General features: G+C 64.2%; 21 protein-coding genes and 8 tRNA genes. 7 read left to right on the top strand and 22 right to left on the bottom strand.

The window, feature by feature from the left end; all coding sequences use genetic code 11:
- Positions 1-38 precede the first annotated feature (38 nt).
- From AC1VNX_RS11420 to AC1VNX_RS11395, 6 genes are all read left to right on the top strand, one after another.
- The gene (locus tag AC1VNX_RS11420) at positions 39-851 is read left to right on the top strand and encodes a MetQ/NlpA family ABC transporter substrate-binding protein (protein ID WP_483156801.1); all 813 of its coding nucleotides are present in this window, start codon (positions 39-41) and stop codon (positions 849-851) included.
- 189 nt (positions 852-1,040) lie between these two features.
- Positions 1,041-2,145 (top strand): peptide chain release factor 2 gene (gene prfB / locus AC1VNX_RS11415; protein ID WP_126025249.1). Its coding sequence is split into 2 segments (ribosomal slippage): positions 1,041-1,121 and positions 1,123-2,145, totalling 1,104 coding nucleotides; the frame shifts between segments, so codons are not numbered across the junction.
- Between the two features lie 5 nt (positions 2,146-2,150).
- Positions 2,151-2,846: an HAD family hydrolase gene (locus tag AC1VNX_RS11410; RefSeq protein ID WP_301508642.1), complete on the top strand. Its 696-nt coding sequence runs from the start codon at positions 2,151-2,153 to the stop codon at positions 2,844-2,846.
- Entirely contained in the window at positions 2,833-5,529 is a 2,697-nt protein-coding gene (pepN, locus tag AC1VNX_RS11405; protein ID WP_483156800.1) for an aminopeptidase N, read from the top strand. Before AC1VNX_RS11410 ends, pepN begins: the two co-directional genes overlap by 14 nt.
- Positions 5,530-5,556: 27 nt before the next feature.
- Positions 5,557-6,567: a class 1 fructose-bisphosphatase gene (locus AC1VNX_RS11400; RefSeq protein ID WP_483156799.1), complete on the top strand. Its 1,011-nt coding sequence runs from the start codon at positions 5,557-5,559 to the stop codon at positions 6,565-6,567.
- A 25-nt stretch (positions 6,568-6,592) separates the two neighbouring features.
- Positions 6,593-6,668, top strand: a tRNA-Thr gene (locus tag AC1VNX_RS11395).
- A 74-nt stretch (positions 6,669-6,742) separates the two neighbouring features.
- On the opposite strand, the gene AC1VNX_RS11390 is transcribed toward AC1VNX_RS11395, so the two are convergent.
- Positions 6,743-7,039, bottom strand: a complete 297-nt coding sequence (locus tag AC1VNX_RS11390) for a hypothetical protein (protein ID WP_483156798.1) — start codon at positions 7,037-7,039, stop codon at positions 6,743-6,745.
- Between the two features lie 255 nt (positions 7,040-7,294).
- Between AC1VNX_RS11390 and AC1VNX_RS11385 the strand changes: the two genes are divergently transcribed.
- On the top strand, positions 7,295-7,708 hold the full coding sequence (locus AC1VNX_RS11385) for a DUF4431 domain-containing protein (RefSeq protein ID WP_483156797.1): 414 nt from the start codon (positions 7,295-7,297) through the stop codon (positions 7,706-7,708).
- A gap of 5 nt (positions 7,709-7,713) precedes the next feature.
- Here AC1VNX_RS11385 and AC1VNX_RS11380 read toward each other — a convergent pair whose 3' ends face one another.
- The 21 genes from AC1VNX_RS11380 to AC1VNX_RS11280 all read right to left on the bottom strand — a co-directional run bounded on the left by AC1VNX_RS11380 (position 7,714) and on the right by AC1VNX_RS11280 (position 24,155).
- Positions 7,714-8,889, bottom strand: a complete 1,176-nt coding sequence (locus tag AC1VNX_RS11380; protein ID WP_483156796.1) for a DUF2169 family type VI secretion system accessory protein — start codon at positions 8,887-8,889, stop codon at positions 7,714-7,716.
- Positions 8,890-8,951: 62 nt separating this feature from the next.
- Positions 8,952-9,206 carry a sulfurtransferase TusA family protein gene (locus AC1VNX_RS11375; protein ID WP_483156795.1) on the bottom strand — a complete coding sequence of 85 codons (255 nt, stop codon included), beginning with the start codon at positions 9,204-9,206 and terminating at the stop codon, positions 8,952-8,954.
- A 44-nt stretch (positions 9,207-9,250) separates the two neighbouring features.
- Positions 9,251-9,790 carry a hypothetical protein gene (locus AC1VNX_RS11370; protein ID WP_483156794.1) on the bottom strand — a complete coding sequence of 180 codons (540 nt, stop codon included), beginning with the start codon at positions 9,788-9,790 and terminating at the stop codon, positions 9,251-9,253.
- Between the two features lie 6 nt (positions 9,791-9,796).
- A complete protein-coding gene (locus tag AC1VNX_RS11365) occupies positions 9,797-10,795 on the bottom strand; it encodes a beta propeller repeat protein (protein WP_483156793.1) in 999 nt (332 codons plus the stop codon).
- A 24-nt stretch (positions 10,796-10,819) separates the two neighbouring features.
- Positions 10,820-12,478, bottom strand: coding sequence for a DUF4150 domain-containing protein (locus AC1VNX_RS11360; protein WP_483156792.1), 1,659 nt, complete (start codon positions 12,476-12,478; stop codon positions 10,820-10,822).
- Positions 12,479-12,497: 19 nt separating this feature from the next.
- Positions 12,498-14,489: a type VI secretion system Vgr family protein gene (locus AC1VNX_RS11355; RefSeq protein ID WP_483156791.1), complete on the bottom strand. Its 1,992-nt coding sequence runs from the start codon at positions 14,487-14,489 to the stop codon at positions 12,498-12,500.
- 164 nt (positions 14,490-14,653) lie between these two features.
- Positions 14,654-15,136, bottom strand: a complete 483-nt coding sequence (locus AC1VNX_RS11350) for an Hcp family type VI secretion system effector (protein ID WP_369661437.1) — start codon at positions 15,134-15,136, stop codon at positions 14,654-14,656.
- Positions 15,137-15,507: 371 nt separating this feature from the next.
- Positions 15,508-16,224: an SIR2 family NAD-dependent protein deacylase gene (locus AC1VNX_RS11345; protein ID WP_483156790.1), complete on the bottom strand. Its 717-nt coding sequence runs from the start codon at positions 16,222-16,224 to the stop codon at positions 15,508-15,510.
- 36 nt (positions 16,225-16,260) lie between these two features.
- A tRNA-Asn gene (locus tag AC1VNX_RS11340) sits at positions 16,261-16,337 on the bottom strand.
- A 27-nt stretch (positions 16,338-16,364) separates the two neighbouring features.
- Positions 16,365-16,438 (bottom strand) — tRNA-Cys (locus tag AC1VNX_RS11335).
- 140 nt (positions 16,439-16,578) lie between these two features.
- Positions 16,579-16,654, bottom strand: a tRNA-Asp gene (locus AC1VNX_RS11330).
- Positions 16,655-16,677: 23 nt separating this feature from the next.
- Positions 16,678-16,753 (bottom strand) — tRNA-Gln (locus AC1VNX_RS11325).
- Positions 16,754-16,768: 15 nt separating this feature from the next.
- Positions 16,769-16,844, bottom strand: a tRNA-Trp gene (locus tag AC1VNX_RS11320).
- Between the two features lie 28 nt (positions 16,845-16,872).
- Positions 16,873-16,950 (bottom strand) — tRNA-Pro (locus tag AC1VNX_RS11315).
- Between the two features lie 6 nt (positions 16,951-16,956).
- A tRNA-Leu gene (locus tag AC1VNX_RS11310) sits at positions 16,957-17,033 on the bottom strand.
- Between the two features lie 175 nt (positions 17,034-17,208).
- On the bottom strand, positions 17,209-17,412 hold the full coding sequence (locus tag AC1VNX_RS11305) for a hypothetical protein (protein ID WP_483156789.1): 204 nt from the start codon (positions 17,410-17,412) through the stop codon (positions 17,209-17,211).
- Between the two features lie 320 nt (positions 17,413-17,732).
- Entirely contained in the window at positions 17,733-18,179 is a 447-nt protein-coding gene (locus tag AC1VNX_RS11300) for a hypothetical protein (RefSeq protein WP_483156788.1), read from the bottom strand.
- 18 nt (positions 18,180-18,197) lie between these two features.
- Positions 18,198-18,692, bottom strand: coding sequence for a hypothetical protein (locus AC1VNX_RS11295; protein ID WP_483156787.1), 495 nt, complete (start codon positions 18,690-18,692; stop codon positions 18,198-18,200).
- A gap of 38 nt (positions 18,693-18,730) precedes the next feature.
- Positions 18,731-19,057: a hypothetical protein gene (locus tag AC1VNX_RS11290; RefSeq protein ID WP_483156786.1), complete on the bottom strand. Its 327-nt coding sequence runs from the start codon at positions 19,055-19,057 to the stop codon at positions 18,731-18,733.
- Between the two features lie 110 nt (positions 19,058-19,167).
- Positions 19,168-19,704, bottom strand: a complete 537-nt coding sequence (locus tag AC1VNX_RS11285; RefSeq protein ID WP_483156785.1) for a hypothetical protein — start codon at positions 19,702-19,704, stop codon at positions 19,168-19,170.
- A complete protein-coding gene (locus tag AC1VNX_RS11280) occupies positions 19,701-24,155 on the bottom strand; it encodes an RHS repeat-associated core domain-containing protein (RefSeq protein WP_483156784.1) in 4,455 nt (1,484 codons plus the stop codon). Before AC1VNX_RS11280 ends, AC1VNX_RS11285 begins: the two co-directional genes overlap by 4 nt.

Genomic DNA, 24,155 nt, shown 5'->3' with positions numbered 1-24,155 from the left:
CACATTCGCGCCTTCCTTTTTTCGATTCGCGCAAGCACATGCACACCAATTTCCGCCGCCGCACCCTCGCCCTCGCCACCCTGGCCGCCGCTCTCTTCGCCGGCAGCACCGCCTTCGCGCAGGACAAGAACACGCTCAAGGTCGGCGTCTCCGTCGGCAGTGCCGAGCAGGTATTCGAAGTGGTCAAGAAGGTCGCCGCCAAGGACGGCCTGAACATCCAGGTCGTGGTGTTCAACGACTACCAGCTGCCCAACGCGGCGCTGGCCTCGGGCGACCTCGACGCCAACGCCTTCCAGCACCAGCCCTTCCTGGACAACCAGAACAAGGCGCGCGGCTTCGACATCGTGCCCGTGGGCTTGACCATCACCGCGCCGCTGGGCTTCTACTCGCGCAAGATCAAGACTATCGACCAGCTGCCCGACGGCGCCTCGGTCGGCATCCAGAACGACCCGTCCAACGGCAACCGCGCCCTGCTGCTGCTGCAGTCGGCCGGCCTCATCACGCTGAAGCCCGAGGCGGTGAAGAACAACACAGCCACGCCGCTGGACGTGGTCACGAACCCGAAGAAGCTGAAGCTGGTGGCGCTCGACGCCGCCCAGCTGCCGCGCTCGCTCGACGACCTGACCATCGCCGCCATCAACAACGACTACGCCGAGAAGGCCGGCCTGTCGCTGAACAAGGACGCGGTGATCAAGGAATCGCCGAAAAGCCCCTACGCCAACCTGATCGCCGTGCGCCGCGCCGACAAGGACAAGCCCTGGGCCAAGCGCCTGGTGGCGGCGTACCAGTCGCCTGAGGTGAAGAGCTTCATCGAGACGCAGTTCAAGGGGTCGCTGGTGCCGGCGTTCTGAGTTCGCCTTTCTCCCTCCCCCTCTGGGGGAGGGCCGGGGTGGGGCACGCCGGCACTCGCCATGGGCGCTCTGCCCGCCCCCATCCCAGCCTTCCCCCAGAGGGGGAAGGAGCAATACGGGGGCCCTCCTCGGTGAAACACGGGAGCATGAGAAAATGCCCGGTTTCCCCGAACACAGTCAGGACACCCCATGGACGCAGAACAGATCAACCAAATCGGCGCAATGCTCGCGGACCTGAGCGCCCGCACGGTCGATTTACGGAGGTATCTTTGACTACGATGCCAAGGCCGAACGCCTGAGGACGGTCAACGCATCGCTCGAAGATCCCAACGTCTGGAACGACCCGAAGAAGGCCCAGGAGCTGGGCAAGGAAAAGAAGTCGCTCGACGACGTGGTCGTCACGCTCGACCGGCTCACCAGCGGCCTGTCGGACAACACCGAGCTCTACGAGATGTCGAAGGAAGACGGCGACATCGCCGGCCTGCAGGCCATCTCCGATGACGCCGCCACGCTCGAAGCCGACATCAAGCAGCTCGAATTCCGCCGGATGTTCAACAACCCGGCCGATCCGCTGAACGCCTTCATCGACATCCAGGCCGGCGCCGGCGGCACCGAGGCCTGCGACTGGGCCAGCATGCTGCTGCGCCAGTACACGAAGTACGCCGAGCGCAAGGGCTTCAAGGCCCAGCTGGAAGACGAAACCCCCGGCGACACCGCCGGCATCAAGAGCGCCACCATCAAGGTGGAAGGCGACTACGCCTTCGGCCTGCTGCGCACCGAGACCGGCGTGCACCGCCTGGTGCGCAAGTCGCCCTTCGACTCCTCGGGCGGGCGCCACACCAGCTTCGCCAGCATCTTCGTGTACCCGGAGATCGACGACTCCATCGAGATCGAGATCAACCCGGCCGACGTGCGCACCGACACCTTCCGCGCCAGCGGCGCCGGCGGCCAGCACATCAACAAGACCGACTCGGCCGTGCGCCTGACGCACATCCCGACCGGCATCGTGGTGCAGTGCCAGGACGGCCGCAGCCAGCACAGCAACCGCGACGTGGCGTGGAAGCGCCTGCGCTCGCGCCTGTACGACCACGAGATGCGCAAGCGCCAGGAAGAACAGCAGAAGCTCGAAGACAGCAAGACCGACGTGGGCTGGGGCCACCAGATCCGCAGCTATGTGCTGGACAACAGCCGCATCAAGGACCTGCGCACCAACGTCGAAGTCTCGGCCACGCAGAAGGTGCTCGACGGCGACCTCGACGTGTTCATCGAGGCCTCTCTCAAGCAGGGCGTGTGATACCGATGAGCCTGCAAAGCCTGAAGGGTGGCAAGGTCGAAGCCTTCATCTTCGACATGGACGGCACCATGATCGACTCCATGCCGTGGCATGCGCGTTCGTGGGTGGAATTCGTGGCGCGCCACGGCCTGAAGCTCGACGTGAGCGACATCCTCGCGCGCACCACGGGCCGCACCGGCGCCGAGTGCATGCGCGAGCTGTTCCAGCGCGAGCTCTCCGACGACGAGTGCCTGGCGCTGGTGCACGAGAAGGAAGAGATCTACCGCGCCATGTTCAGCGACAACTTCACCGAAGTGGCTGGCTTCACGGCCTTCGCCAAGGCGGCCGTGGCGCGCGGGCTCAAGGTGGCGGTCGGCACGGCCGGCGACAGGCACAACATCGAGTTCGCCATGTCGCGCCTGAAGATGGACCCGCTGCCGCTGGCCATCGTGGGCGGCGATGAAGGCTTCTCGGGCAAGCCCACGCCCGCCATCTTTCTGGAAGCCGCGCGCCGCATCGGCGTTGCGCCCGAGCGCTGCATCGTCTTCGAAGACGCGCCCTTCGGCATCGAAGCCGCCCGCCGCGGCGGCATGCGCGCCGTGGCCGTATGCAGCACCCATTCCGCCGCCGAGCTTGCCGGCCCCCATGTGATCGCCGCGGTTCGCGACTACGACGAACTCGCCCATTCGAAATTTCTGGAGACACTCGATGCTGCTACGTGACGCTCAAGGCCAACCGATTGCCATCCGCCGCGAAGACTACGCCGCCCCGGCGTACTGGATCGACACCGTCGAGCTGACCTTCGACCTCGACCCCGCCAAGACCCGCGTGCTCAACCGCATGCAGATGCGCCGCAACCCCGAGGTGCCGGTGCAGCCGCTGCGCCTGGACGGCGACGAGCTGAACCTGGCGCGCGTGCTGGTCAACGGCCAGGGCGCGTCGTTCCGGATGGAGGGCGAACAGCTCGTCATCGACGGCTTGCCCGATGCTTTCGAGCTCGAGATCTTCACCACCTGCTGCCCCATCAAGAACACCAAGCTGATGGGCCTGTTCGTGAGCGAAGACACCTTCTTCACGCAGTGCGAGGCCGAGGGCTTCCGCCGCATCACCTACTTCCTCGACCGTCCGGACGTGATGGCGAGCTACACCGTCACCCTGCGCGCGGCCAAGGCTGCCTACCCGGTGCTGCTGTCGAACGGCAACCTGGTCGAACAGGGCGAGCTGCCCGAGGGCCGCCACTTCGCCAAGTGGGTCGACCCGTTCAAGAAGCCCAGCTACCTGTTCGCCCTGGTGGCGGGCAAGCTGGTGGCGCGCGAGCAGCGCATCAAGGCGCGCAGCGGCAAGGAGCATCTGCTGCAGGTGTATGTGCGCGCCGGCGACCTCGACAAGACCGAGCACGCGATGAACTCGCTCATCAACTCGGTGCTGTGGGACGAGGCCCGCTTCGGCCTGCCGCTGGACCTCGACCGCTTCATGATCGTTGCCACCAGCGACTTCAACATGGGCGCCATGGAGAACAAGGGCCTGAACATCTTCAACACGAAGTACGTTCTGGCCAACCAGGCCACCGCCACCGACGCCGACTACGGCAACATCGAAAGCGTGGTCGGCCACGAGTACTTCCACAACTGGAGCGGCGACCGCGTGACCTGCCGCGACTGGTTCCAGCTCTCGCTGAAGGAAGGCCTCACCGTCTTCCGCGACCAGGAATTCAGCCAGGACCTGTGCGCCGACGCCTCGGCCCGCGCCGTGAAGCGCATCGAGGACGTTCGCGTGCTGCGCACCGCCCAGTTCCCCGAGGACGCGGGCCCCATGGCCCACCCGGTGCGGCCCGACAGCTACATCGAGATCAGCAACTTCTACACCGTCACCATCTACGAAAAGGGTGCCGAGGTGGTGCGCATGATGCAGACGCTGGTCGGCCGCAAGGGCTTCGAAAAGGGCATCACCCTCTATTTCGAGCGCCACGACGGCCAGGCCGTGACCTGCGACGACTTCGCGCAGGCCATTGCCGATGCCAATCCCGAATCGGAACTGGCCCGCCTGCTGCCCCAGTTCAAGCGCTGGTACAGCCAGGCCGGCACGCCGCGCCTTGCCGCCCACGGCGTGTACGACGCGCAGAACCACAGCTACACCCTGAGCGTGGTGCAGAGCTGCCCGCCCACGCCGGGCCAGCCGACCAAGGAACCCTTCGTCATTCCGCTGAACGTGGGCCTGCTCGACGCCAGCAGCGGCCGCGAACTGCCGCTGCAGCTCGAAGGCGAAAGCGAAGCGACGCAAGGCACGCGCACCGTGGTGCTGTCGCGCGCCGGCGAGCAGATCACCTTCACAGGCCTGGACGCCGAGCCCGTTCCGTCGATCCTGCGCGGCTTCAGCGCGCCGGTGATCCTCGACTTCGAGTACACCGACGCACAGCTGCTCACCCTGCTGGCCAACGACCCCGACCCGTTCAACCGCTGGGAAGCCGGCCAGCGCCTGGGCCTGCGCGCCGCGCTGAACGGCATTGCCGCGCTGGCCACCGACGCCACGCCGGTGCTGAACGACGCCTACATCGACGCCATGCGCAGCGTGCTGCGCAACCCGCAGCTCGACGCCGCCTTCAAGGAACTGGTGCTCACGCTGCCGTCGGAAACCTACATCGCCGAGCAGCTCGACGTGGTCGACCCGCAGCGCGTGCACCTCGTGCGCGAAGCCATGCGCGCCCAGCTGGCCACCGCCCTCTTCGCCGACTGGCAGTGGGCCTATGAAGAGAACCACGACACCGGCGCCTACAGCCCCGACCCGACCTCGTCGGGCCGCCGCGCGCTGGCCGGCATGGCGCTCAACTTCCTGTGCCTGGCGGCGCGCTCCTCGGGCGACGCCGTGTGGCCGGGCAAGACGCTGCAGCGCTTCAAGGACGCGGGCAACATGACCGACCGCTTCAACGCCCTCAACGCGCTGGTGTCGTCGGGCCACACCCTGGCGGCGCAGGCGCTGGCTCGCTTCCACGCCATCTTCAAGGACGAGGCGCTGGTCATCGACAAGTGGTTCTCGCTGCAGGCCGGTGCGCCCGACCGCGGCGGCGACATCCTGCCGCTGGTGAAGCAGTTGATGAAGCACCCCGACTTCTCCCTGAAGAACCCGAACCGCGCGCGCAGCGTGATCTTCAGCTTCTGCAGCGCCAACCCCGGGGCCTTCCACCGCCCCGACGCGGCCGGCTACGTGTTCTGGAGCGAGCGCGTGATCGAGCTCGACGCCATCAATCCCCAGGTCGCCGCTCGCCTCGCGCGCGCGCTCGACCGCTGGAGCAAGCTGACCGAGCCGTACCGCAGCGCGGCGCGCGAGGCGATCGCGCGCGTGGCGGCCAAGCCGGACCTGAGCAAGGACACGCATGAAGTGGTGACCCGCGCTCTCGCAGGCAACTGAAGAAAAAAACCCGAACCCGGAAGACACATGGCTCAAAAAATTTCCCTCACCCGCTACCTCGTCGAACAACAGCGCGCCGACGGCCTCATTCCCGGCCAGCTGCGCCTGCTGCTCGAAGTGGTCGCGCGCGCCTGCAAGAGCATCAGCCAGGCCGTCAACAAGGGCGCGCTGGGCGGCGTGCTCGGCACGGCCGAGAGCGAGAACGTGCAGGGCGAGATCCAGAAGAAGCTGGACATCATCGCCAACGAAGTGCTCATCGAGGCCAACGAATGGGGCGGCCATCTCGCGGCCATGGCCAGCGAGGAAATGGACAGCATCTACGTGGTGCCCAACCGATACCCGCAGGGCGAATACCTGCTCATGTTCGACCCGCTCGACGGCAGCAGCAACATCGACGTGAACGTCAGCATCGGCACCATCTTCAGCGTGCTGAAGAAGCCCGACGACCACCCCGGCGTGCAGGAAAGCGACTTCCTGCAGGCGGGCACCCAGCAAGTGGCCGCCGGCTACTGCATCTACGGCCCGCAGACCACGCTGGTGCTGACCGTGGGCAACGGCGTGGCCATGTTCACCCTCGACCGCGAGCAGGGCAGCTTCGTGCTGACGCAGGAAGACATCCAGATTCCGCCCGACACCAAGGAATTCGCGATCAACATGAGCAACATGCGCCACTGGGACGAGCCCGTGAAGCGCTACATCGACGAATGCCTGGCCGGCAAGGAAGGCCCGCGCGGCAAGGACTTCAACATGCGCTGGATTGCCAGCATGGTCGCCGACGTGCACCGCATCCTGATGCGCGGCGGCGTCTTCATGTACCCGTGGGACAAGCGCGAGCCCGAAAAGGCCGGCAAGCTGCGCCTGATGTACGAGGCCAACCCCATGAGCTGGCTGGTCGAACAGGCCGGCGGCGCGGCCACCAACGGCAAGCAGCGAATCCTGGACCTGCAGCCCACCAAACTGCATGAGCGCGTGAGCGTGATGTTGGGTTCACGTAACGAAGTTGAGCGTTTGACCCAGTACCACGCCGAGAAGGCTTGATTTCTTGGCTATAATCTGAGGCTTCGCCGGTGTAGCTCAGTCGGTAGAGCAGCTCATTCGTAATGAGAAGGTCGGGTGTTCGATTCATCTCTCCGGCACCAAATAAAAGCCCCGCTATTTTTTCGATAGCGGGGCTTTTTGTTTGCGGCACTGAAGCCGGGCCGCATATCGGGGATCAGGCCGAACCCGCAGGCGCGCTCATGGCCCCAGACGGATCAGCCGCGTTGATCTGCTTCAGCAGCTCCTGAGAAAGCTGCGCCGCATCGTCGGCCAAGTCTGCGGCGATCCACATGACGCGGTCTCGATGCGCGGCTCCGATCGCATCGAACCAATCGCATCCGTCCCCGTAGCAACACTTCAGCAGGGATTGCAATTGGGACAACTTTTTCTCAAGGAGATCAGCGGCGTCGGACGAGGCGATTGCGCCGTGGGAGGTGGGCGTGTCTTGCCCGGCGATAATTTGATCAGCCATTTGATGTGCTTGCTTTCCAAAGTTGGTGCACGTTGATTGGTCAGACGGCCATGGTGTTAGCGCACCTTGGCCGTCGCCTTTTGTGCCTCACATCGACATCCCTACGGTGTGCATCGATGTCCCGCCGTGAGGCGCGGCGGACCTTCAAATGTATGAAGAGAAGCGTGTAAGAGGAAGACTCGGAGTAGTGAATAAATTGGGGATCGCATCGAATTTGAGCGAGTCATCACGATCGCTACCGGACTCATCGCGATCATGGAACGTCGCAATTCACCTTCACTCGCAATGAACCGCTTATTCGTCGCCTTGGCTCTGGCATTCGCTGCTTCGATGGCAGCCGCAAAGACATACCAGTACGACCCCGTCGTCGTCACGCTTCGAGGCACGCTTGTTTCCGGCCCCGGCATCACGCCGGACGGTGAGAGCTTCAAGTTCCCGGCGATACGGCTCGTCGAACCGATCGATGTTCCAGACGATGAGCCGCGCGACTGGCCTGCCGAGAAAGGCGCGGTGCTGCTGCACATGGCGCTCGACGAGAAGAACATGGCGGTGTTCAAACGCCTCAAGGGGAAGTCGGTCAAGGTAACTGGCAGGCTCTTCCATTCGGACAACGGCAATCACCAGACGGATGTGCTCATCTCTCCCATTTCGATCACGCCTGCGAAGTAGTTCCGCTATCCGCCTATGTCCCGCAGTGGTGCCTCGGCCGACCACGGATACGGCGCCCCCACCACCCGCTCCCGCCCCACATACCGACTCCCGATCTCCACCAACCTCGACGGCTCCTCGATCCGCAGCTCCATCAAGCGAATGCCAGCTCGCTTGGGCACCCAGCAGCGCCACGTCAAATAGACCGATGCCAGATCGCCGTTCATGTCCACGTGAACACCATCGAGCATCATCTCCAGCGCGGCCGCATCCCCGTCGTTCCAGTGCGCGGCAGCGGACAGGCGCACGCCAGGCAGCCAGACCTGGATGTGGGCATGGTCAGGGTGCATGTGAAGAAGCTGTAGCTCTTCGTCGCCATTCAGGCGCTCCTCGTGGATGAGGCCCGGCGCGGCGTATTGGTAGAAGCGGTAGTCGAAGTCATCGGGTAGCAGGGGATGCTTCGATTCCAGCCACGCATCGTCGAAGGCGCCGGTGAACTGCTGGCGCGGCCGCCACACCGGTGGCAGCGGGCCGAAGCCTTGGGGCACGTAGTCGCGGCGTCGCCAGTCGAGAACCGGGTCGGCGGGGTCTTCGATGCAGGGTGCGGGAATGTCGGTGTCCCTGGGGCTGTGCCTTGCGTCGACGATGCCGCATCCGATGGGGTTGTGGCGATGGACGTCGACGGGCGTGTGTTCGTCGCCGGTGCCGGGTATCGCTCCTCCGAAGGCGCCGCGCCAGTCAAGCGGCACGGCCTTCACGGGCTTGGCCTGCGAGAGCACCCAGTCTTTCTTGCCGGATGAACCATGCTTGTCGTCATCGCCCTCCTTCCCCGCCGTGCACTGCCAGGCCCTCGGGCCATGCACGCGCACGACTTTCTCCAGCTTGCCCAATCGCACTCCCGTGAGCCACGAGCGAGCCTCCGCGCCTTGCGGTGCCCAGCTTGCGCCGAGGAGGGTGAGATCGGCCGCCGGCTTGAAGGGCACGATGTCGCAGCTTCGCACCAGCAGGCCATCGGCGGGATCGCCGTCGTAGCGATCGGCGAGCTCGAGTTCGTCCTGCCGGGCTGCCAGCACCAGCGGCGCGTCGGGCACGAGATGGAAGGTACCGCGCACCGCGAGAACCGCCATGTCCGTGCCGTCGCGGTGGAACTGCGAGAACGCCAGGGCGGGAAACGGCGTGTGGTTTTCAAGATGAGGAGCCATGCCGGATGCCGCAAGGTGAATGAAGCAGGATTGGAGGAATGAGATGGCGCGGGCTCTCGCCCTCATCGTCGCAACAGGGTGAAGACCAGGCGGTCGCCTTCACGCCGGGTCGCAAGGAGCTGGGCGGGGAGCGAAGGCAGCACGCCCGAGATGTCCGCGAAGGCTGCGGGATCGTCCGTCGTGAGCACCAGCACCTGCCCGGGTGTGCTGCGTCCGAGTGCCTTGCGGAGCCTGAGTATCGGCACCGGGCATCGCGTGCCGCAGGTATCGATGTGGAGGGCATCGCCCTGCTTGCCCTCCACTGCGCCATCAGACATGGCCGGCGAGGACCTGGCAGGCAGGAAGGGGCCGTGCCGACCCGTCACGGTCCGGCGTTCGCGGGCATGCCTTTGGCATCCAGCGTGCGAAAGTCAGGCATGGTCACGATGCGTTGCAGATGCAGGCCTTCGATGCCCACCATCGAAGGCTTGAAGATGACGCCAACGACGCGACCATCAGCCAGGTAATGGACGATGCGATGGTTGCCATCGCGCAAATCGACTGAACGACCGAAGGCGGTGTCGTCGGACAGCTTGCGCCGGGCACTTTTCGGTGTTTCGCCGTGGACATCGAGACCGAAGGGCAAGGGCAGCGCGGCGGCGTCGATCTGCATGTCGTAGAGCACCCAGGCCTGAGAATCGGCGAAGGATGCGCGGTCGGCGAAGGGATAGAACAGCGTGATCTTCAAGCCGCGCGAAACGCTGGTGTAGTCGATCTTTGCCGCAAGCGTCGAAGGCGGGCATTCGAACGGTGTCAGCTCGGCCCATGATGCGAAATCGGGCAGCCAGTCGGAGATACCGCAGCAACCGATGCGCTGCGAGGCCTCGGTCATCCAGTCGATGTCACGCTTCCACAGGTTCATGATGCTTCAGCGGATCGGCGGATTGCCGGGGAACTCGATGCGTTCCCAACTCGTTCCGTCGAAGCGCAAGATGTCGACATAGCCGATGGACCACAACATGCCGTTGGCCACCCGCAGGATATGGCCGTCGGTGTGATCTGGATCGAGCCCGGTGCGGATGGGCCGGGTCTTGCCGTTGGCATGGAGGTAGAGACCGGTCTCCGTGGCGAGGAAGACCTGCCCGTCGTAGCAGGCGATGTCGACATAGCTCCGGGTGTCGTCGATCTCGGAAACGTCTTTGAAGCCGTCGACATGGTTGCCGTGCAACACGGTACCGCCGCGGCCACACGCCCATATCGAATCGTCGCGCTCCACGTGGATGCTGGAGACGGCTCGAATGTCGTTGGCAACCGGTTTCCACGGCCGACGCCCATCGCCACAGTACAGAACGCCATCGTTCACGTTCTGGTGCCAGCCACCCACATAGATTTCTTGCTCGTTCGGCCCTGCAATCGCCTTGAAGCTGTTGCTTTTCTTGTCCCCCTTGTTGCGCAAGAGACCGGTGTCGATGTGCTCCCAGACACCCGGTTTCGCCCGGCGATAGATCTGACCACCTCCACCGCAGGCATACAGCCGCTCTCCGATCTGGGTCAGCGCGATCATGCTGCCCCAGCCCTCGGAGTCGTCGCTCCACAAGCCGGCGCCGGTGATGCGTTCCGTCACGGCCTCGTGTCCGGTCGGCAGGTACATCACATCGCCTTCTTCCGTAAGAAAGACGAACGAGGCTGCAGCCGTTACGTCGGTCTCGCCGGTCCGGGATGAGAAGAAGGTCGCATCCGCGACTGTGGTGGGCAGATCGACATAGCGCCACAGTGGGTCGTTGCCTGGGCGGTACTGGCACAGACGGGCGAAGCCCTCGAAGCGGGCTTCGGCGTTAGAGCAGCTCAGGAAGAGATCTCCGCGTCCGCTCAGGGCCGCGCCCTCGATCTGGAGTCGTATTTCGTCGGGTCGGATCAGGGGTTTCATCGATATGCCCTAAGTTCTCTTCTTTTACCCCACGCGCCACGCATTCGTCAGCAGCTCGCGCAATTCTTCGGTGGTTCGCATCAGACCTCGACCGAGCGTCTCGCTGGGGATGTTCTTGAAGGCGTCCCTGACGGCCTGTTCGAACTGGCGCTTGCAATCCGGCTTGACCTCGTCGAGCGCTTCGATCGATATGTCCAGGACGTCCTGCAGCGTGACCGTCCCGTTGCTATTGATTTTCTCGCGCATGCCGTCGGCGATCTTCCGGTGAACGTCCGCATGCTCGTCCTTGTTCAGGCAGATTGACGGCCCCTTGTCGAGCGAGGGTGCACCAGGCATGCGCAGCCCCGGGTCAAGGCGGGTCCCTACTCGGAGGATGAAGTCGGGAATGATGTGGTGCGCTGCCTCGCCCGTTCCGCATTTGTCCTTGTTCTCATCGTAAGGCGTGGCCTCGCATGGGTCCTTGTCGCCCGTGATCCGGCTGCCGTCCTTGCCACCACCGCCACTCGTTCCAGTCGCCGGCGCAGGCGCCGCAGTCGTCTGCTTGACGCGGGCGCGCTCCTCGGCAATCTGCTTTTCAACCGATTCCCGCGCCGGCGCGTCGAACGCATGAAACCCCTTGGAGTCCCACGGCAGCAGCGACTCGAGGAAGTGGCTGCTGGCGTACTCCTCCTTGTAGGCAGCGAGTTGCTCCACGGCCTGGTCATAGATCGCCTGCTCGCGCGGGGTTTGCGGCTCGATGCCCGCCAAGGCCTTCTTGGCCTCGTAGATCGCTGCGTAGTGGTCTCCGACAGGCATGACCACGAGGAGAATGACCGCGATCAGATTGCCCTTGGCACCACCCCCGCCTGTTGGCTTGGGAAGCTTCGAACTGGGCATGGTCGCAGGCGGCCGCCATTTCGGCACGTCGGTGACCGTTGGCGTCTTGCCGGTATCGAGGAAGGCCAGCATGACGGGCTGTTCGCCCAGCGAGGTCCGCAGCAGCGAGTTGAAGCCAGCCATGTTGGCTGCACTGGCGATCTTGGCCTTGCCGGTTTTCTCCTCGTCCGCTTCGTAGTAGGAGATTGCCGCACCGCCAGCTTGAGCCTTGGCCAGCAAGGCCTCGGCCTCGCTGTCGTCGATGAGGGGCGGGTCTGCGGGCGGCCAGTACTTGTCGCGATCCTTCTTGTAGATCAATTCGCCAACAGTGTTGCGCTTGTTCATCCAGAAGCTGTCGCCATCTCGCACCAGCCACTGACCATTGACGCGCACAACGGAGGAAGCGGTCTTCGGCTCGGCGATGTCGCCCACCGTGCCCGACTTGATGCCGGTGGCCGTACCAGGCTCGTCACCAGTGACGTGGGTGACGACGCTGTCGAACTTGAATGCTTTGAGTCCCGTAAGAAACACGTTCTGCGAAGTGTTGGCGTCGTCGCCGAGCTTGCCGGTGATCTGGTAAGGAATGGGCGGCGTCGACGAACCGATAGGCGTCTTGCAGACATCGGGCGCGGTGCACACCACGATCGCTTTGCCAACGTCGCGACCGGCTTCGGGAGGGGCGTCGCTGGCGGGTGTACGAGGAGCCGGCTTGCCCAGGATCACCGCAACGCGCGCGATGGGCCCCTCTGCCAATCCGGCGAATGGCGAACCGCTGGGCGAGGGAAGCGCAGAGGACGCCAACGCACCAGCTTTGGGGTCCAACGCCATCGGAATCTTTTCCGTCGCCTCAGCAGAGGTCGATGACCTTGCCGTTGATCCGCACCGCACCGGTGGCGCGGAAATCGAACTTGGCACCGGTGAGCGTCACCTGGCCGTCCTTCGTCATCTCCAGCCGGCTCTTGCCCACCGTGATGACGAGCTTCTCGCCGACATCGAGAGAGAAGTCTTCCCCGATGGTCTCACTCTTGCTCTTGCCCACAGCCACCGTCTGGGTCAACCCGACCAACGAGGTTTTGGCGATACCGACCTCCTCCGACGAAGTGAGCGCGACAAAACGGTTCATGTTCTGCAGCACCGTCAGCAGTTCGTTGGCCTTGATCGTCTCCATGCGGTTGTTGCCGACGGTGATGGTTTCGTCGTGGCCCACGGTCTCGGTGCGGTCGTGCTTCACATGCACGGTCTCGTCGTGGTCGATGGTCTTGGTGCGGTCGTGGCCCACCCAGTGGGTTTCGTCCTTCTCGACCTCGATGTCCTGGTTGCGCTCGGCGTGCAGCCAGACCTGCTCCTCGCCTTTCTTGTCTTCGAAGCGCAGCGCGTTGGCATTGGCGTCCGTCGCGCCTTCGGAGCTGCGCGTGAGCAGGCCGCTTTGCGTGGCGTTGTCGGGCAGCGTCCACGGCGGCATGTTGTCGGCGTTGTAGACCCGCCCAGTCACGATGGGCCTGTCGGGGTCGCCGTTCTCGAAATCGACGATCACTTCCTGGCCGATGCGCGGGATCTGGATGCCGCCGAAGTTGGTGCCGGCCCACGGTGAGGACACGCGCACCCAGCAGGAGCTGTTCTCGTCCTTCGTGCAATAGCGGTTCCAGTGGAAGCTCAGCTTCACGCGGCCGTATTGATCAGTCCAGATCTCGCGCCCTGCCGGGCCGGTGACGATGGCCGTCTGCGGGCCCGTGGTGCGCGGGCGCGGCGTGTCGGGTGCAGGCGCGCGAAAAATCTTGCTCGAGGGGATCACCTCGAAGTCGACGCGGCATTCGAAATCCTGCTGCGCACTCGCGTCGCCGATGTCCTGCAGCCGCAGGTGCGCGTCGGTCACGAGGTATTCGCGGTTGGACTCGTTCTGCGGATGCCGCTCCAGCGCAAGCAGGCAGCCCGGCACCACGGCGCGCAGGTTGCCCGAACCGCTGGCCCGCTCGCCCTGGCTACCGGTCTCCTCCATGCGGGTGCGCACAAGTTGCTCGCCCTCGGACTCGACCACGTAGTCCCCCGGCCAGCCGTAGCGCTCCTGGCTGCTTTGCGCGGTCTTGCGCGGCATGGCGCTCACCTGCTGCAGTCGCGCCTTGGGCCGCTTGAAATCGAAATCGTCCGTGACCCATCGCCCGCTTTGCAGCGTCTCGCAGGCGTTGAAGCGGTCGCAGTGCTCGGCGCGCACGGTGTCGTCTGCGCCGTAGAAGGGAATCTTCTGGTAGCCCGCGTTGGCGTAGGGCTGGTGGGCGGACATGTCGTCGACGATCACCAGCTTGTGGCCGCCTTCGGCATGCTCGAAGTAGTAGTACAGGCCCCATTCGTGCATCAGGCGCGCGACGAAGTCGAAGTCGCTCTCGCCGTACTGCACCTGGAACTCGCGCGCCGGGTAGCTGCGGGTGGCTTTCAGTTCGTGGGCGAAGTCGTAATCGGACAGGACCTCGCCAAGAATGTCGAGCACGGTCTTGTTCTGGAAGATGCGGTAGTCGCTCGTGCGCGCGGCCAGCGTGAGCCAGGGTTCGATCACCGCTTCGTACAACGCACGGCGGTTCTCCAGGCGCAGGAAGCGAACGCGCGTCACGAGGCCGCAGATGTGGCGCTTGCCTTCGCCCGCACCGGGGCGGCCGTCGAGCACGATGTGCACCGTGAGCGTTTCACCTACCAGCTGCTTGATGTTGACGTTGGCGGCCTGGCGTTCGTTGTAGCCCGCCTGCTCGGGTGTGCCGAGCGTGAGTGTGTAGCGGAAGAGCTTGCTCAGGCCCTCGTCGCCGTCGATGGCGATGGGCTCCAGTGCGGGTTGCCCGCCAAGCGTGGGCATGGCGGCGCAAGAAGCGGTGAGGACGCGGACGGACCGCGCTGCGCCTGTTGGCATGACACTCTCCCCGGAATTCGAATCGACGCACGAAGATCAGGACATCGGGCCGCTGCCTTGCGGCCCGACGGAACGGAAGCAACGCGCTTGCGTTCATGCACAAGGAGGAATCAGGCCTCCTTGTTCTCCTTGATGTTCCAGCCGAGGACCGTCTCGGCGCCCTTGCCGCCCTTGTCGGTCTGTTCCCAGTACTGCTGCTTCACCTTGGCAGCCTGGAACGAGTACTGCACGAACACGGCGTCCGAACCCTGCTCGGCCGTGTACTGCACCGAGGTCACAAGCACTTCCTCGAGCGTGACGCGCGTGTATTCGATCTGCGAGCCGCCGGCCTTGCACACCGACACTTCCACCTTGCCCAGGTGCTTGCCGCTCGCGCAGTTCTTCATCACCGAAGGCGCCGCCTTGTCGATGCGTGCCAAGACTTGCAGGTCGTTGAAGCTGGCCTTGCCGACGCCACCGCCGCCACCGCTGACCATGTTGCCAGGCTGCGTTGCTCCCCACGCAAACGACTTGATGTCCGTCCACTCCTTGTGGTTCGAGTCCTTCGATTCGCCGTTCGCGCCTTCGACGCGCATGAACATGTCTACTGCCATGATTGATCGTTCCCTAGGTTGCGGCGCCCCCTCCGGGTGCCTTGAGAATTTGCCGCCGTTGCGGCGAGCAATATTGAAATCCGGTTGTGGCGACACGCGTGTCGTGCGCCTCCGGGGCTGAGTGAATGCGATGTTCGGATCTGACTGTGACAAATCGATTGAATTCAGACGAATTCCTTTCCTCTTCGAGTCATTTCTCACAGTTCATTTTTCGGGCATTCGAAAGATGAAGACCAAAGCAGTTAATCCAAATTAGCCAATGCATCGACCCTGAAAACCAAACAATTCATCGAGCCGATTCCTCGCCGAATGCAAAAGGGCCCGCCATCAATACGATGGCGGGCCCTTCGATTTGCAGGCGTCAAACGCAACTACGAAGCCGGCTGCGCCTCGCTCAACCACTTCGCGGCCAGCACAGGCACAAGCTCCGCCGCCCTGCCCTGCAGGAAAGTGAAGCCGTGCGGCACCTCTTCCATGTCGAGCGCGACAAGAACCTTCTGCGCGCTGCGGTCTGCGTACCGCACAAGCGATGCGGCCGGATAGACCGTGAGCGACGTGCCCACCACCAGCACGCGCGCCGCAGTGGCCACATGCTCTTCGGCTTCTTCGAAGTGCTGCACCGCCTCGCCGAACCACACGATGTCAGGCCGCAGCTGTGTGCCGTCATCGCAGAGCTGTCCCATGGCGATCGGGTTGCCATCGATGCGATAGCGCTTCGGCTCGGGCTCCGACGTGCCCCGTGCATAGGCGAGCTGCCCATGCAGATGCACCACGCGGCGTGAACCCGCGCGCTCATGCAGCGCATCGACGTTCTGCGTGACGATCACGACCTCGTAGGCCGACTCGAGCGACGCGATTGCAATGTGCGCAGCGTTCGGCTGCGCCTGCCATGCCTTCTCCCGCCGCTCGTTGTAGAAAGCCAGCACCGCTTCCGGGTGCCTCTGCCAGCCTTCGGGGCTTGCGAGTTCCTGCCACGAGTAGCTGTTCCACAGGCCCTTGGCGTCGCGGAACGTGGGCAGGCCGCTCTCGGCGCTCACGCCGGAGCCGGAGAGCACGACGATCTTGTTCGGCTGGACCTGGGGCTTCATGCTTCGGCACTCCTTTTGGCGTTGTTGTTGAATTATTGGCTCCCCGAACACGGATCGAACGTGTGACCTGCGTATTAACAGTACGCCGCATCTACCAACTGAGCTACCGGGGAAAAATGAATTGAAGAATGCGATGTGAATGGAGGCGCGGACCGGAGTCGAACCGGTCTGGACGGATTTGCAATCCGCTGCACAACCGCTTTGCTACCGCGCCGGAACCTTGCCGCGACAAGGAATGAAAGAGAAGGTGGTGGATCGTCTTCGAGTCGAACGAAGTATTCCAAAGGAGACGGGGTTACAGCCCGCTGCAGTCGCCAGTGCTGCTCACGATCCATGAAGAAACGAGTCGATGAATGGCGTTCCGCAGGGGAGTCGAACCCCTGGCTTCCTCCTGGACAGGGAGGCACTCTGGCCACTGAGTTAGCGGAACGAAGAATGAGATGAAGAAAAAGCTGGCAAGCCCTCAAGGATTCGAACCTTGGATTCCGGGATCAAAACCCGGTGCCTTGGACCGCTAGGCGAAGGGCCCGTAAAGACGGATGAATGGCGCGCGCGGAAGGAGTCGAACCTTCAACCTTTGGGTTTGGAGTCCAGTGCTCTGCCAATTGAGCTACACACGCGTGAAAGAAAACAGACGAAAAAAGAAGGTGGTCTGAGTGGCAGGATTTGAACCTGCAGCCTCCTGCTTCCAAGGCAGGCCGTCTACCAGATTGACACTACACCCAGAGAAATTGGTGCCCCAGGGGAGACTCGAACTCCCAGAATTCCGCTTCTAAGGCGGACACGTCTACCAGTTGCGTCACCGGGGCTGAAAAGAAAATGTTTGTGGCTGCTGCCGCGAATTTTTAAGGAGCACTCACAAGGCTCGAACCTTGTGCGGGCAGCACGATCGCTGCTCGTGAACGAATGGCATGAAAACGAAGAGGCCCGGAACCTCGCGGTGTCCGGGCCTCTTCTGTTAGAGAGAGCTTGGGAGGTCTGCGCCTATGCGCGTCCTCCACCCGGTTGCACCTGATCCTGGTAATCGAACGACCACAGATTGGCCTGCGGCTTGGACGTCGGATACGGGGGTTGATTCAGTGGCTGCAGCAGCGGCTGCAGACCGAGGCCATCGTGCGAAGCGACGCGCACGAACACGTTGCCGGATGCGGGGCAAGTGCTGTAGATGCGGATCGTTGCAGCTTTCACGTTGGGTCCTGTTGGCGTTGAGTGGGGTGGACTGTAAATAGTCTTTACACAATCGTCAACTGCTTGGACAAACTTTTTTCAAGCGCTGTTGCAGCAGGCCTTCCGATCGATCGCTTTCAGGCACATGGGTCTTCGTCACTTGCGCGCTGCGGCCGGAAAATCCGCTCGGCTTCGAGTTGCTGCGGCGCCGATGAGGTCGAAGTGCCGCGTAGCCCTGCGCACCGTCTATGGGCTCCAATAAGGCGTCCGCAATGAATGGCGTGGCCGGCCGCGTTGCCCAATGTACCAACAGCTCGCCGGGGGTCATCGCGGTCGCGGGCCTACAGGCTCTCGAAGAAGCAAGCGAGCACAGTGTCTTCGCCGAATCCCTTGTCGAACATTTCGTCCGAAAGAGACCGCGCGGCATCATCGAAGGAAATCTGGTCGAACTTCCGGTCTTGCAGCATCTTCACGAATGGTGCGCACAGTTCGGCAAGCGCCGCGTGGTCGACGGCAAGCTGCCTCACACCGTCGCTCATGACGTACGGCAAGACCACGAAAACGCGCAGGTCGAAGCGGACATGGAAGCGGGCCTGCATTTCCTTGCTGAACTCGCAATCGATCAGGTGCGAGTACCGATCGTTGGCGGGGCCGTGGCCTGTAGCGTGCGCCTTGGCTGCACTGAAGGCGTGGAGTACTTCGTCGAGTTCGTGAGCGGGCGCATCGGGCAGCGGCTCGAAGTCTCTTGCGGCGGCGAAGGCTTCGAGTTTCTGGATGGTCGGCGTCATGGCAAGTGCAGGGGCCGCTCAAACGATCTCGGCGAACAGGCTCTCGAGCACGTTCGCCTGCACTCCGTCGAGCTGCGTGGTGCAGCCCGGTGCAGGTAGAAAGAAATACGCGTGCGCCACTTCCTGCAAACCCTTCGCCGCAAGCACGGCCCGGCCCTTGTCTATCGAAGCCCTCGCCGCTTCGGGCAACCTCGCCGGATCGATCGGGTGATTGACATTGGCTCGATCAACCATGCCCCACCTCCTGTCGAAGCAGTAGACGGCAAACAGCAGCGCCTTCGACGAGATGTAGAAGCGAACATCGAATTCGAAGTGCTTCCTCAACACCGCGTCCCAGCCCGACAGCTTGCACGTCAGCGACTGTGCGGGGTTGTAATTCATGTCGTCGTCCAGAACGAACGCAACGCCCAAACCGTTCGACAGCGCAGCTCCCAGGCCGGCGACCAAACGGGCGTGGTCATGCACGCAGCCGCCGGGCTGTGCTATCGCATCCAGGATGAACGGTGGAAGCATCGACAGCTGCGTGTTCTTAAAGGGGCTCTTCTCCGGCCTCAGTCGCAGAACGCCGCAAGCCCCATGCCCTGTTCTGCAGCACGATCAAGACCCCCCCGGATCGCGTTGAGCGCGGCGATCTGCCCGCGATTAGCGCCAAGCGCGCTGGTGTGCGCGTCGAACACACGCCGCATCGTGACGACCTGCTCGGGGCGCAGCAGGGAGTCATCGAAGTAGCTGAGCTTTGCGCCCGCCTGCCCGCATTGATCGAACACAACGGCCAAGGAGCGATGTGCATCGAAGTCGATGGAGCCCGCATGCACCAACCCGCACGGGTCCTTGGGCATGGTGCTGCATGAAGATGGAACGAGGTAGATGTCGAGCATGGGTGCATCGGGGCCACATTCAACACCGCAGCATCAGGGGGTAGCAGTCCTCGAACGATCCCCTGCTGGGACAGATCGAGCGCATCTGGTATTCGGTGTCGCTACCTCGATTATTCGTTCTTCAAGCCGCTGCCGGCTGCATATCTGGTAGAGAAGTCCTGGTATATCTCGGCGATTTCCGGGTTGCCGTTGTCCTTGCAGATCAACAACAACTTCGCCAAGGCATCCGGCAGATCCAGGGTTACCAGCAATTCAGCCAATCGCCTGTACAGAAACTCGTCGTCGCTCGAAAGGTACTTGTGAAATCGGCGATCCAGCGAGCTCTTTATTGTTTTCCTGCTCTGGAGAAAGTGAGAGGAATACTGCAGAAGCACGGCCCTTGCGATGATGAGATTGTCGATATTTCCGTCCACTGCGATGTCCATGACTACGGGAGCAATCTCGGCTAACTCCAGATCGCTCAACCCGGGGGCATCGTCCTTCAGGAACCTGAGCGCGGCGGCCTGCTCCGAAATGGTGTTCAGGGCCAGCAATATGGTTTTCTTGAAGTCAACGTGCTTTTTGAAATTGAATCGGCTGACAAGAAGAGAGTTTTCCGCCTCCTTCACGAGGCGCCACTCGTCAGGAAAAGCATCCGGATCATTCATTTTTTTCCTGCATGCTGCCAAGGCAGAGATTCGAACAAAGCCTGGAATTCTGTAAACGGCATATCGCGGGTCGGGAACACCGTCGCATGCCCCGGTCCGCGGGGAGAGTTCGGAATCACATCGGAGCCGTCCCGCACTATATCGATTCCGCTCGGCATCTTGGTTCCTTCCGGGATCTCGTGGTAGTGCCCGCTCAACGGCGATTTTGTCGGGTCAACGGTGGTCGATGCCCCCTCCGGGAATTGCTTTCCGGCCTGCGACTTGACCATGCCGTCGGCATCTACCGCAATGTCTTTTCCCGGTCTCGGCGCTCTGGGCTTGCTGGCGTTGCCGAAGGCGCAGTATGAAAGCCCCAGCGGATCGGTCCACCGGCTTGGGTTGGGCGCGTATTGATGAAGGTTCGAGCCCCCCATCAATCCGATCGGGTCGGGTCCGATAAACCGCCCGATGTCCGGGTCGTAGAACCGGAAGGTGTTGTAGTGCAGCCCCGTGTCCCTATCCAGGTACTGGCCCTGGAAGCGCAGGTTCTGCGTGATGGCGTCAGTGACTTCCTCGGCCGTGCTGACTAGCTGGCCGTTCAGCGACGCGACTTCCCAGTGCTCGGCGACAGTGGCCCCCCAGGTGCGATAGCTCGCGCGCCAGCACAGGTTGCCGTCGCTGTTGCTCAACTCCTCCGGCAAGCCGACGGGGTTGTTGTGGAAGTGGAAGACTTGGGCGACCGAGGCGCCGTGAAGGGGCTCGGCCTTCGCATCGAGCCGCGCCACCGGCACGTGGCTGCCCGCGTCGTACACATAGCTCACCACCTGCGAGCCCCTGCGTTCCTCGATCAGCCGCATCCCCTCCCAGACGAACCGCGTGCTGCCGAATGCGTCGTGCTTCGCCACGCGCCGCCCCATCGCGTCGTACTCGAAGCGCGTGAGCTGCGTGGTGGCTTCGGGCGTACCCGGGCGCCGGGTGGTGTGCACGGCCACGAGGCGGCTTTCCTCGTCCCACTCGAAGCGCTGTTCGGTATGCCGGCCCGCCCTCTTGCGCACCAGCCGGCCATGACCGTCGTAGCTGTAGCGCTTGTCCTCGAACACGCGCACGAGGTTGTCGCGCACATAGCCGGGCGCGCTCGATGATGGGTCGAGCAGGTTGCCCGCGGGGTCGTAGGCGAAGCGTTCGCTGTTGGCAGCCGCGCTGCGCACGGTTTCCTCGATGCGTCCGCTGGCGTCGTACCGGTGCCCTGTCGTGCCTTGCAGCGAATGCCGGCTTTGCCGCAGCTCGCCCACGGGGTCGTAGCTGTATTCCTTCATCAACCCGTCCAGCAGGCGGCCGCCGGGCGTGCCGGCGCTGTCGATGGCCTGGCGCCAGCTCGGGTCTTGCGTGGTGAAGGCCGCGTCCAGCCCGCCGGCCCGGCACCACGACGCGGCGCGCCGGCCCAGCGGGTCGAGCGCGAAGCGGGTGTGCAGCGCGCCCTGGCTGCGCGCCACTTCGCGGTGCAGGTCGTCGCGCTCGATGTCGCTGATGAGCTGGTGCACCGCGGGTGCATCACCGCGCTGCTGCGACAGGTTGACCTGGTGCAGGTGGCCAGAGCCGTAGTACAGGTAGTTCAGCACACGCTGCACACTTGGCTGCGACGCGATGGCTGGCAACACGGTCTGCGTGCGGTTGCCGAGTTCATCGTGCGTGTGGCGCAGGGTGTGCGTTTCGCCGGTGAGCTCGTCGATGGCGGTCTCTTCGATGATGCGGCCAAGCTTGTCGTAGGCGAAGACGGTGCGGTGCAGCGTGCGCGCTTCACCGCCGGTGCCGGGTTGCGGCACCTCCAGCTTGACCGCCTCGGTCAGCCGGTCGAGCTGGTCGTAGCTGTAGCGGTAGTGGTGGCTCCCGGTGCGCTTTCCGACGAGGCGGCCTACGGCGTCGCGCAGCAGTTCGGTGCGCAAGGGCCTGCTCGCAGCGGGCCGCGGCCCGGTGTCGTCATGCAGCGCGAGGTCGTCGTCGCCGATGCCCGGTACATGGGTGATGCACACCGGCCAGCCGTTGGCGTCGTATTCCACCTGCACACGCGTGCCGCCCACGCGGCGCTCTTCCACCACGCGGTCGGCGGCGTCGCGCACGAACTCGAAGTGCAGGCCGTTCTCGTTGACGATCGCCTGCAGGCGCTGGGCGCTGTCGTAGTGCCAGGCGATGCGGCGTCCCTCGGCGTCCTGCCGCACCAGCGGCTGGCCGCGCAGGCCGAGCGCGAATCGCGTGCTGCGGCTCAGCGCATCAGTGGCGGCGACGATGCGGCCGGCCGCATCGCGGCGCAACGACTGGTGGCTCTGGTCGGGCTGCGACACCGACAGCAGCCGCCCCATGGCGTCGTGCGTCAATCGCGTGCGCTGGCCCATGGCGTCGGTCACGGTCTGCAGGTGGCCCCAGCCGTCGTATGCGTAGCGCGTGGTCTTGCCGGAGCAGTCGGTCAGCGAAAGCAGCTGCGCGCAATCGTTCCACGTCATGCGGTTGGTGCCGCCCTTGCCGTCGGTCACGACGATCGGCAGGCCCCGCCTGTCGTACGCGTATTCGGTGGTGTGGCCCAGCGGGTCGGTCTCGCGCACCAGGTTGCCCTGGTCGCTGTAGGCGTAGGTCCAGGTGCTGCCGTCCGCGAGGGTCTGGCGCCAGGGCTCGCCGAACTCGGTCCAGCCGGTGCTCTGCGTGCGGCCCAGCGCATCGGTGCGGCTGGCCATGAAGCCCATGGGGTCGTAGGTGCAGCGCGTGGTGGCACCGCCGGGCTCGGTGACGGCGACGAGCTGGCGCAGCTCGTTGTACTGCGCATGCCATTGACGGCCCGCCGCGTCGATGTAGTCGGTGACCTGGTGGTCGGCATTCCAGTGCCAGGCGTACTCGCGTCCGAGCTGGTCGACGACCAGGGTCTCGCCCAGCGCCAGTACATCGTCCGCGGGGGGCGGCATGCGGCGCACGGTGTAGCTCTCGCCGTCGTTGGTCCAATGGCGGGCCACATGCGCGTCGCCGGCCGAGCCGCGCCATTCGTAGTGGCACTCCAGCCCTGCCGCGTCGGCATGGAAGTTCATGAGGCCCTGGGCGTCGTAGCCGAATTGGCGCACCACCGCGCCGTTGCGGTCGGTCACGTCGAGCAGGCGGCCTTCGGTGTCGTGCCGATAAGCCACCAGCAGGCCGGGCAACTCGCCCGGTGCACCGGCGGCCAGGCGCACCGCACCTAGCCGGCGGCTCTCGCCCGCGTACTCCAGCGCCAGCAGGCGGCCGGTGCTGTCGGTCAGCTCGGCCAGCCGCCCCAGCGCGTCGTGCCGCAGGTCGATGAAGTTGCCGTTGCGGTCTTCGAGCCGCGCGAGCTTCAGCGTCTGCGCGTGCGGCCCGCCTTCGGCCGGCGCCTCGAACATGAAGAACAGGCCGCCCGGCACGTGCATGAAGTAGTGGCCGCCTTCGGTGCGGCACAGGTCCAGGCCGTCGCGCAGGCTGTACTGGCGGGTGCCGGGCTCGATGTCGGGCAGCACCATCGGGCGGCCCTGCTCGTCGATGAGCGTGACGATGGGCTGGTCTTCTTCATCGCTGCCCAGCCGCAGTTCCATCGCATAGGGCAGGCTCCAGCCCTGCCCCAGCGGGCCGTCGCGGCGCAGGTCGTGGCTGCTGTAGAAGCGCTGCCATGCGATGGGCAACGGCCCCGGCAGGCTAAAGTCGAGCTCGCTCTCGCCGCCCAGGAACTTGCCGCCCGTGGCCGCATGCACCGGGTTGCCGAAGGAGCTGACCATGCCGTGGATGCCCATGCCCAGCCCTACCGCGCCTTCGATCAGGCAAGGCAGCGCGTTCTTGCCCTGGCGCGCGAGCTTGGGCAGGCAGCGCAGGCCGCGGTAGATCATGACCAGGTTAAACACGGTCACCAGCACCTTCGAGATGAGCGGCACTTCGTCGGCCACATCGCGCACGCGTGCGGTCGGCCCGCCGATGAAGACGGTCGGCGAGCCTTCGCTCACCTTGGCGCCGCACTCGGTGTGGTCGTCCTTGCGCGAGGCGACGCCCATGTTGACGAACACGGTCTCCGCGCCCTCGGCAAGAAGAATTTGCGGCGAGTCTTTCTTGCAGCTCACGGTGTCCATCGGCATCTCTGGCGAGGCGCGGGCGGCGCCGATGGCTTTGCTGTCGATGAACACGTCCGACGATCCGCTGGTGATCATGCCGGTCACGGTGAGGGTCTCGGGCACCAGCGCATCGGCGATCGACTCGCCCAGGCTCGCGCCGAGGTAGCCGCCGGCCATGCGCGCGCCCACCACCACCGCGCCCGCCACCAGCGGCCCCGCGAGCCCACCGGTGCCGACAACGGCGGCCGCCGCCAAGCCCGCAGCAAAGCCCACGGCAATGCCGCCGATCAGCCCACCCGCGAACTTGGCCCAGAAGCGCGCGTGCGCATTGGTGTGGGCTATGGGGTCGTGCAGCCGGGCAGCGGGTTTACCGGCCAT

The sequence above is a fragment of the Variovorax sp. TLI9-5A genome (assembly GCF_056867935.1).
This window is presented reverse-complemented; position numbering and strand designations above follow the sequence as displayed.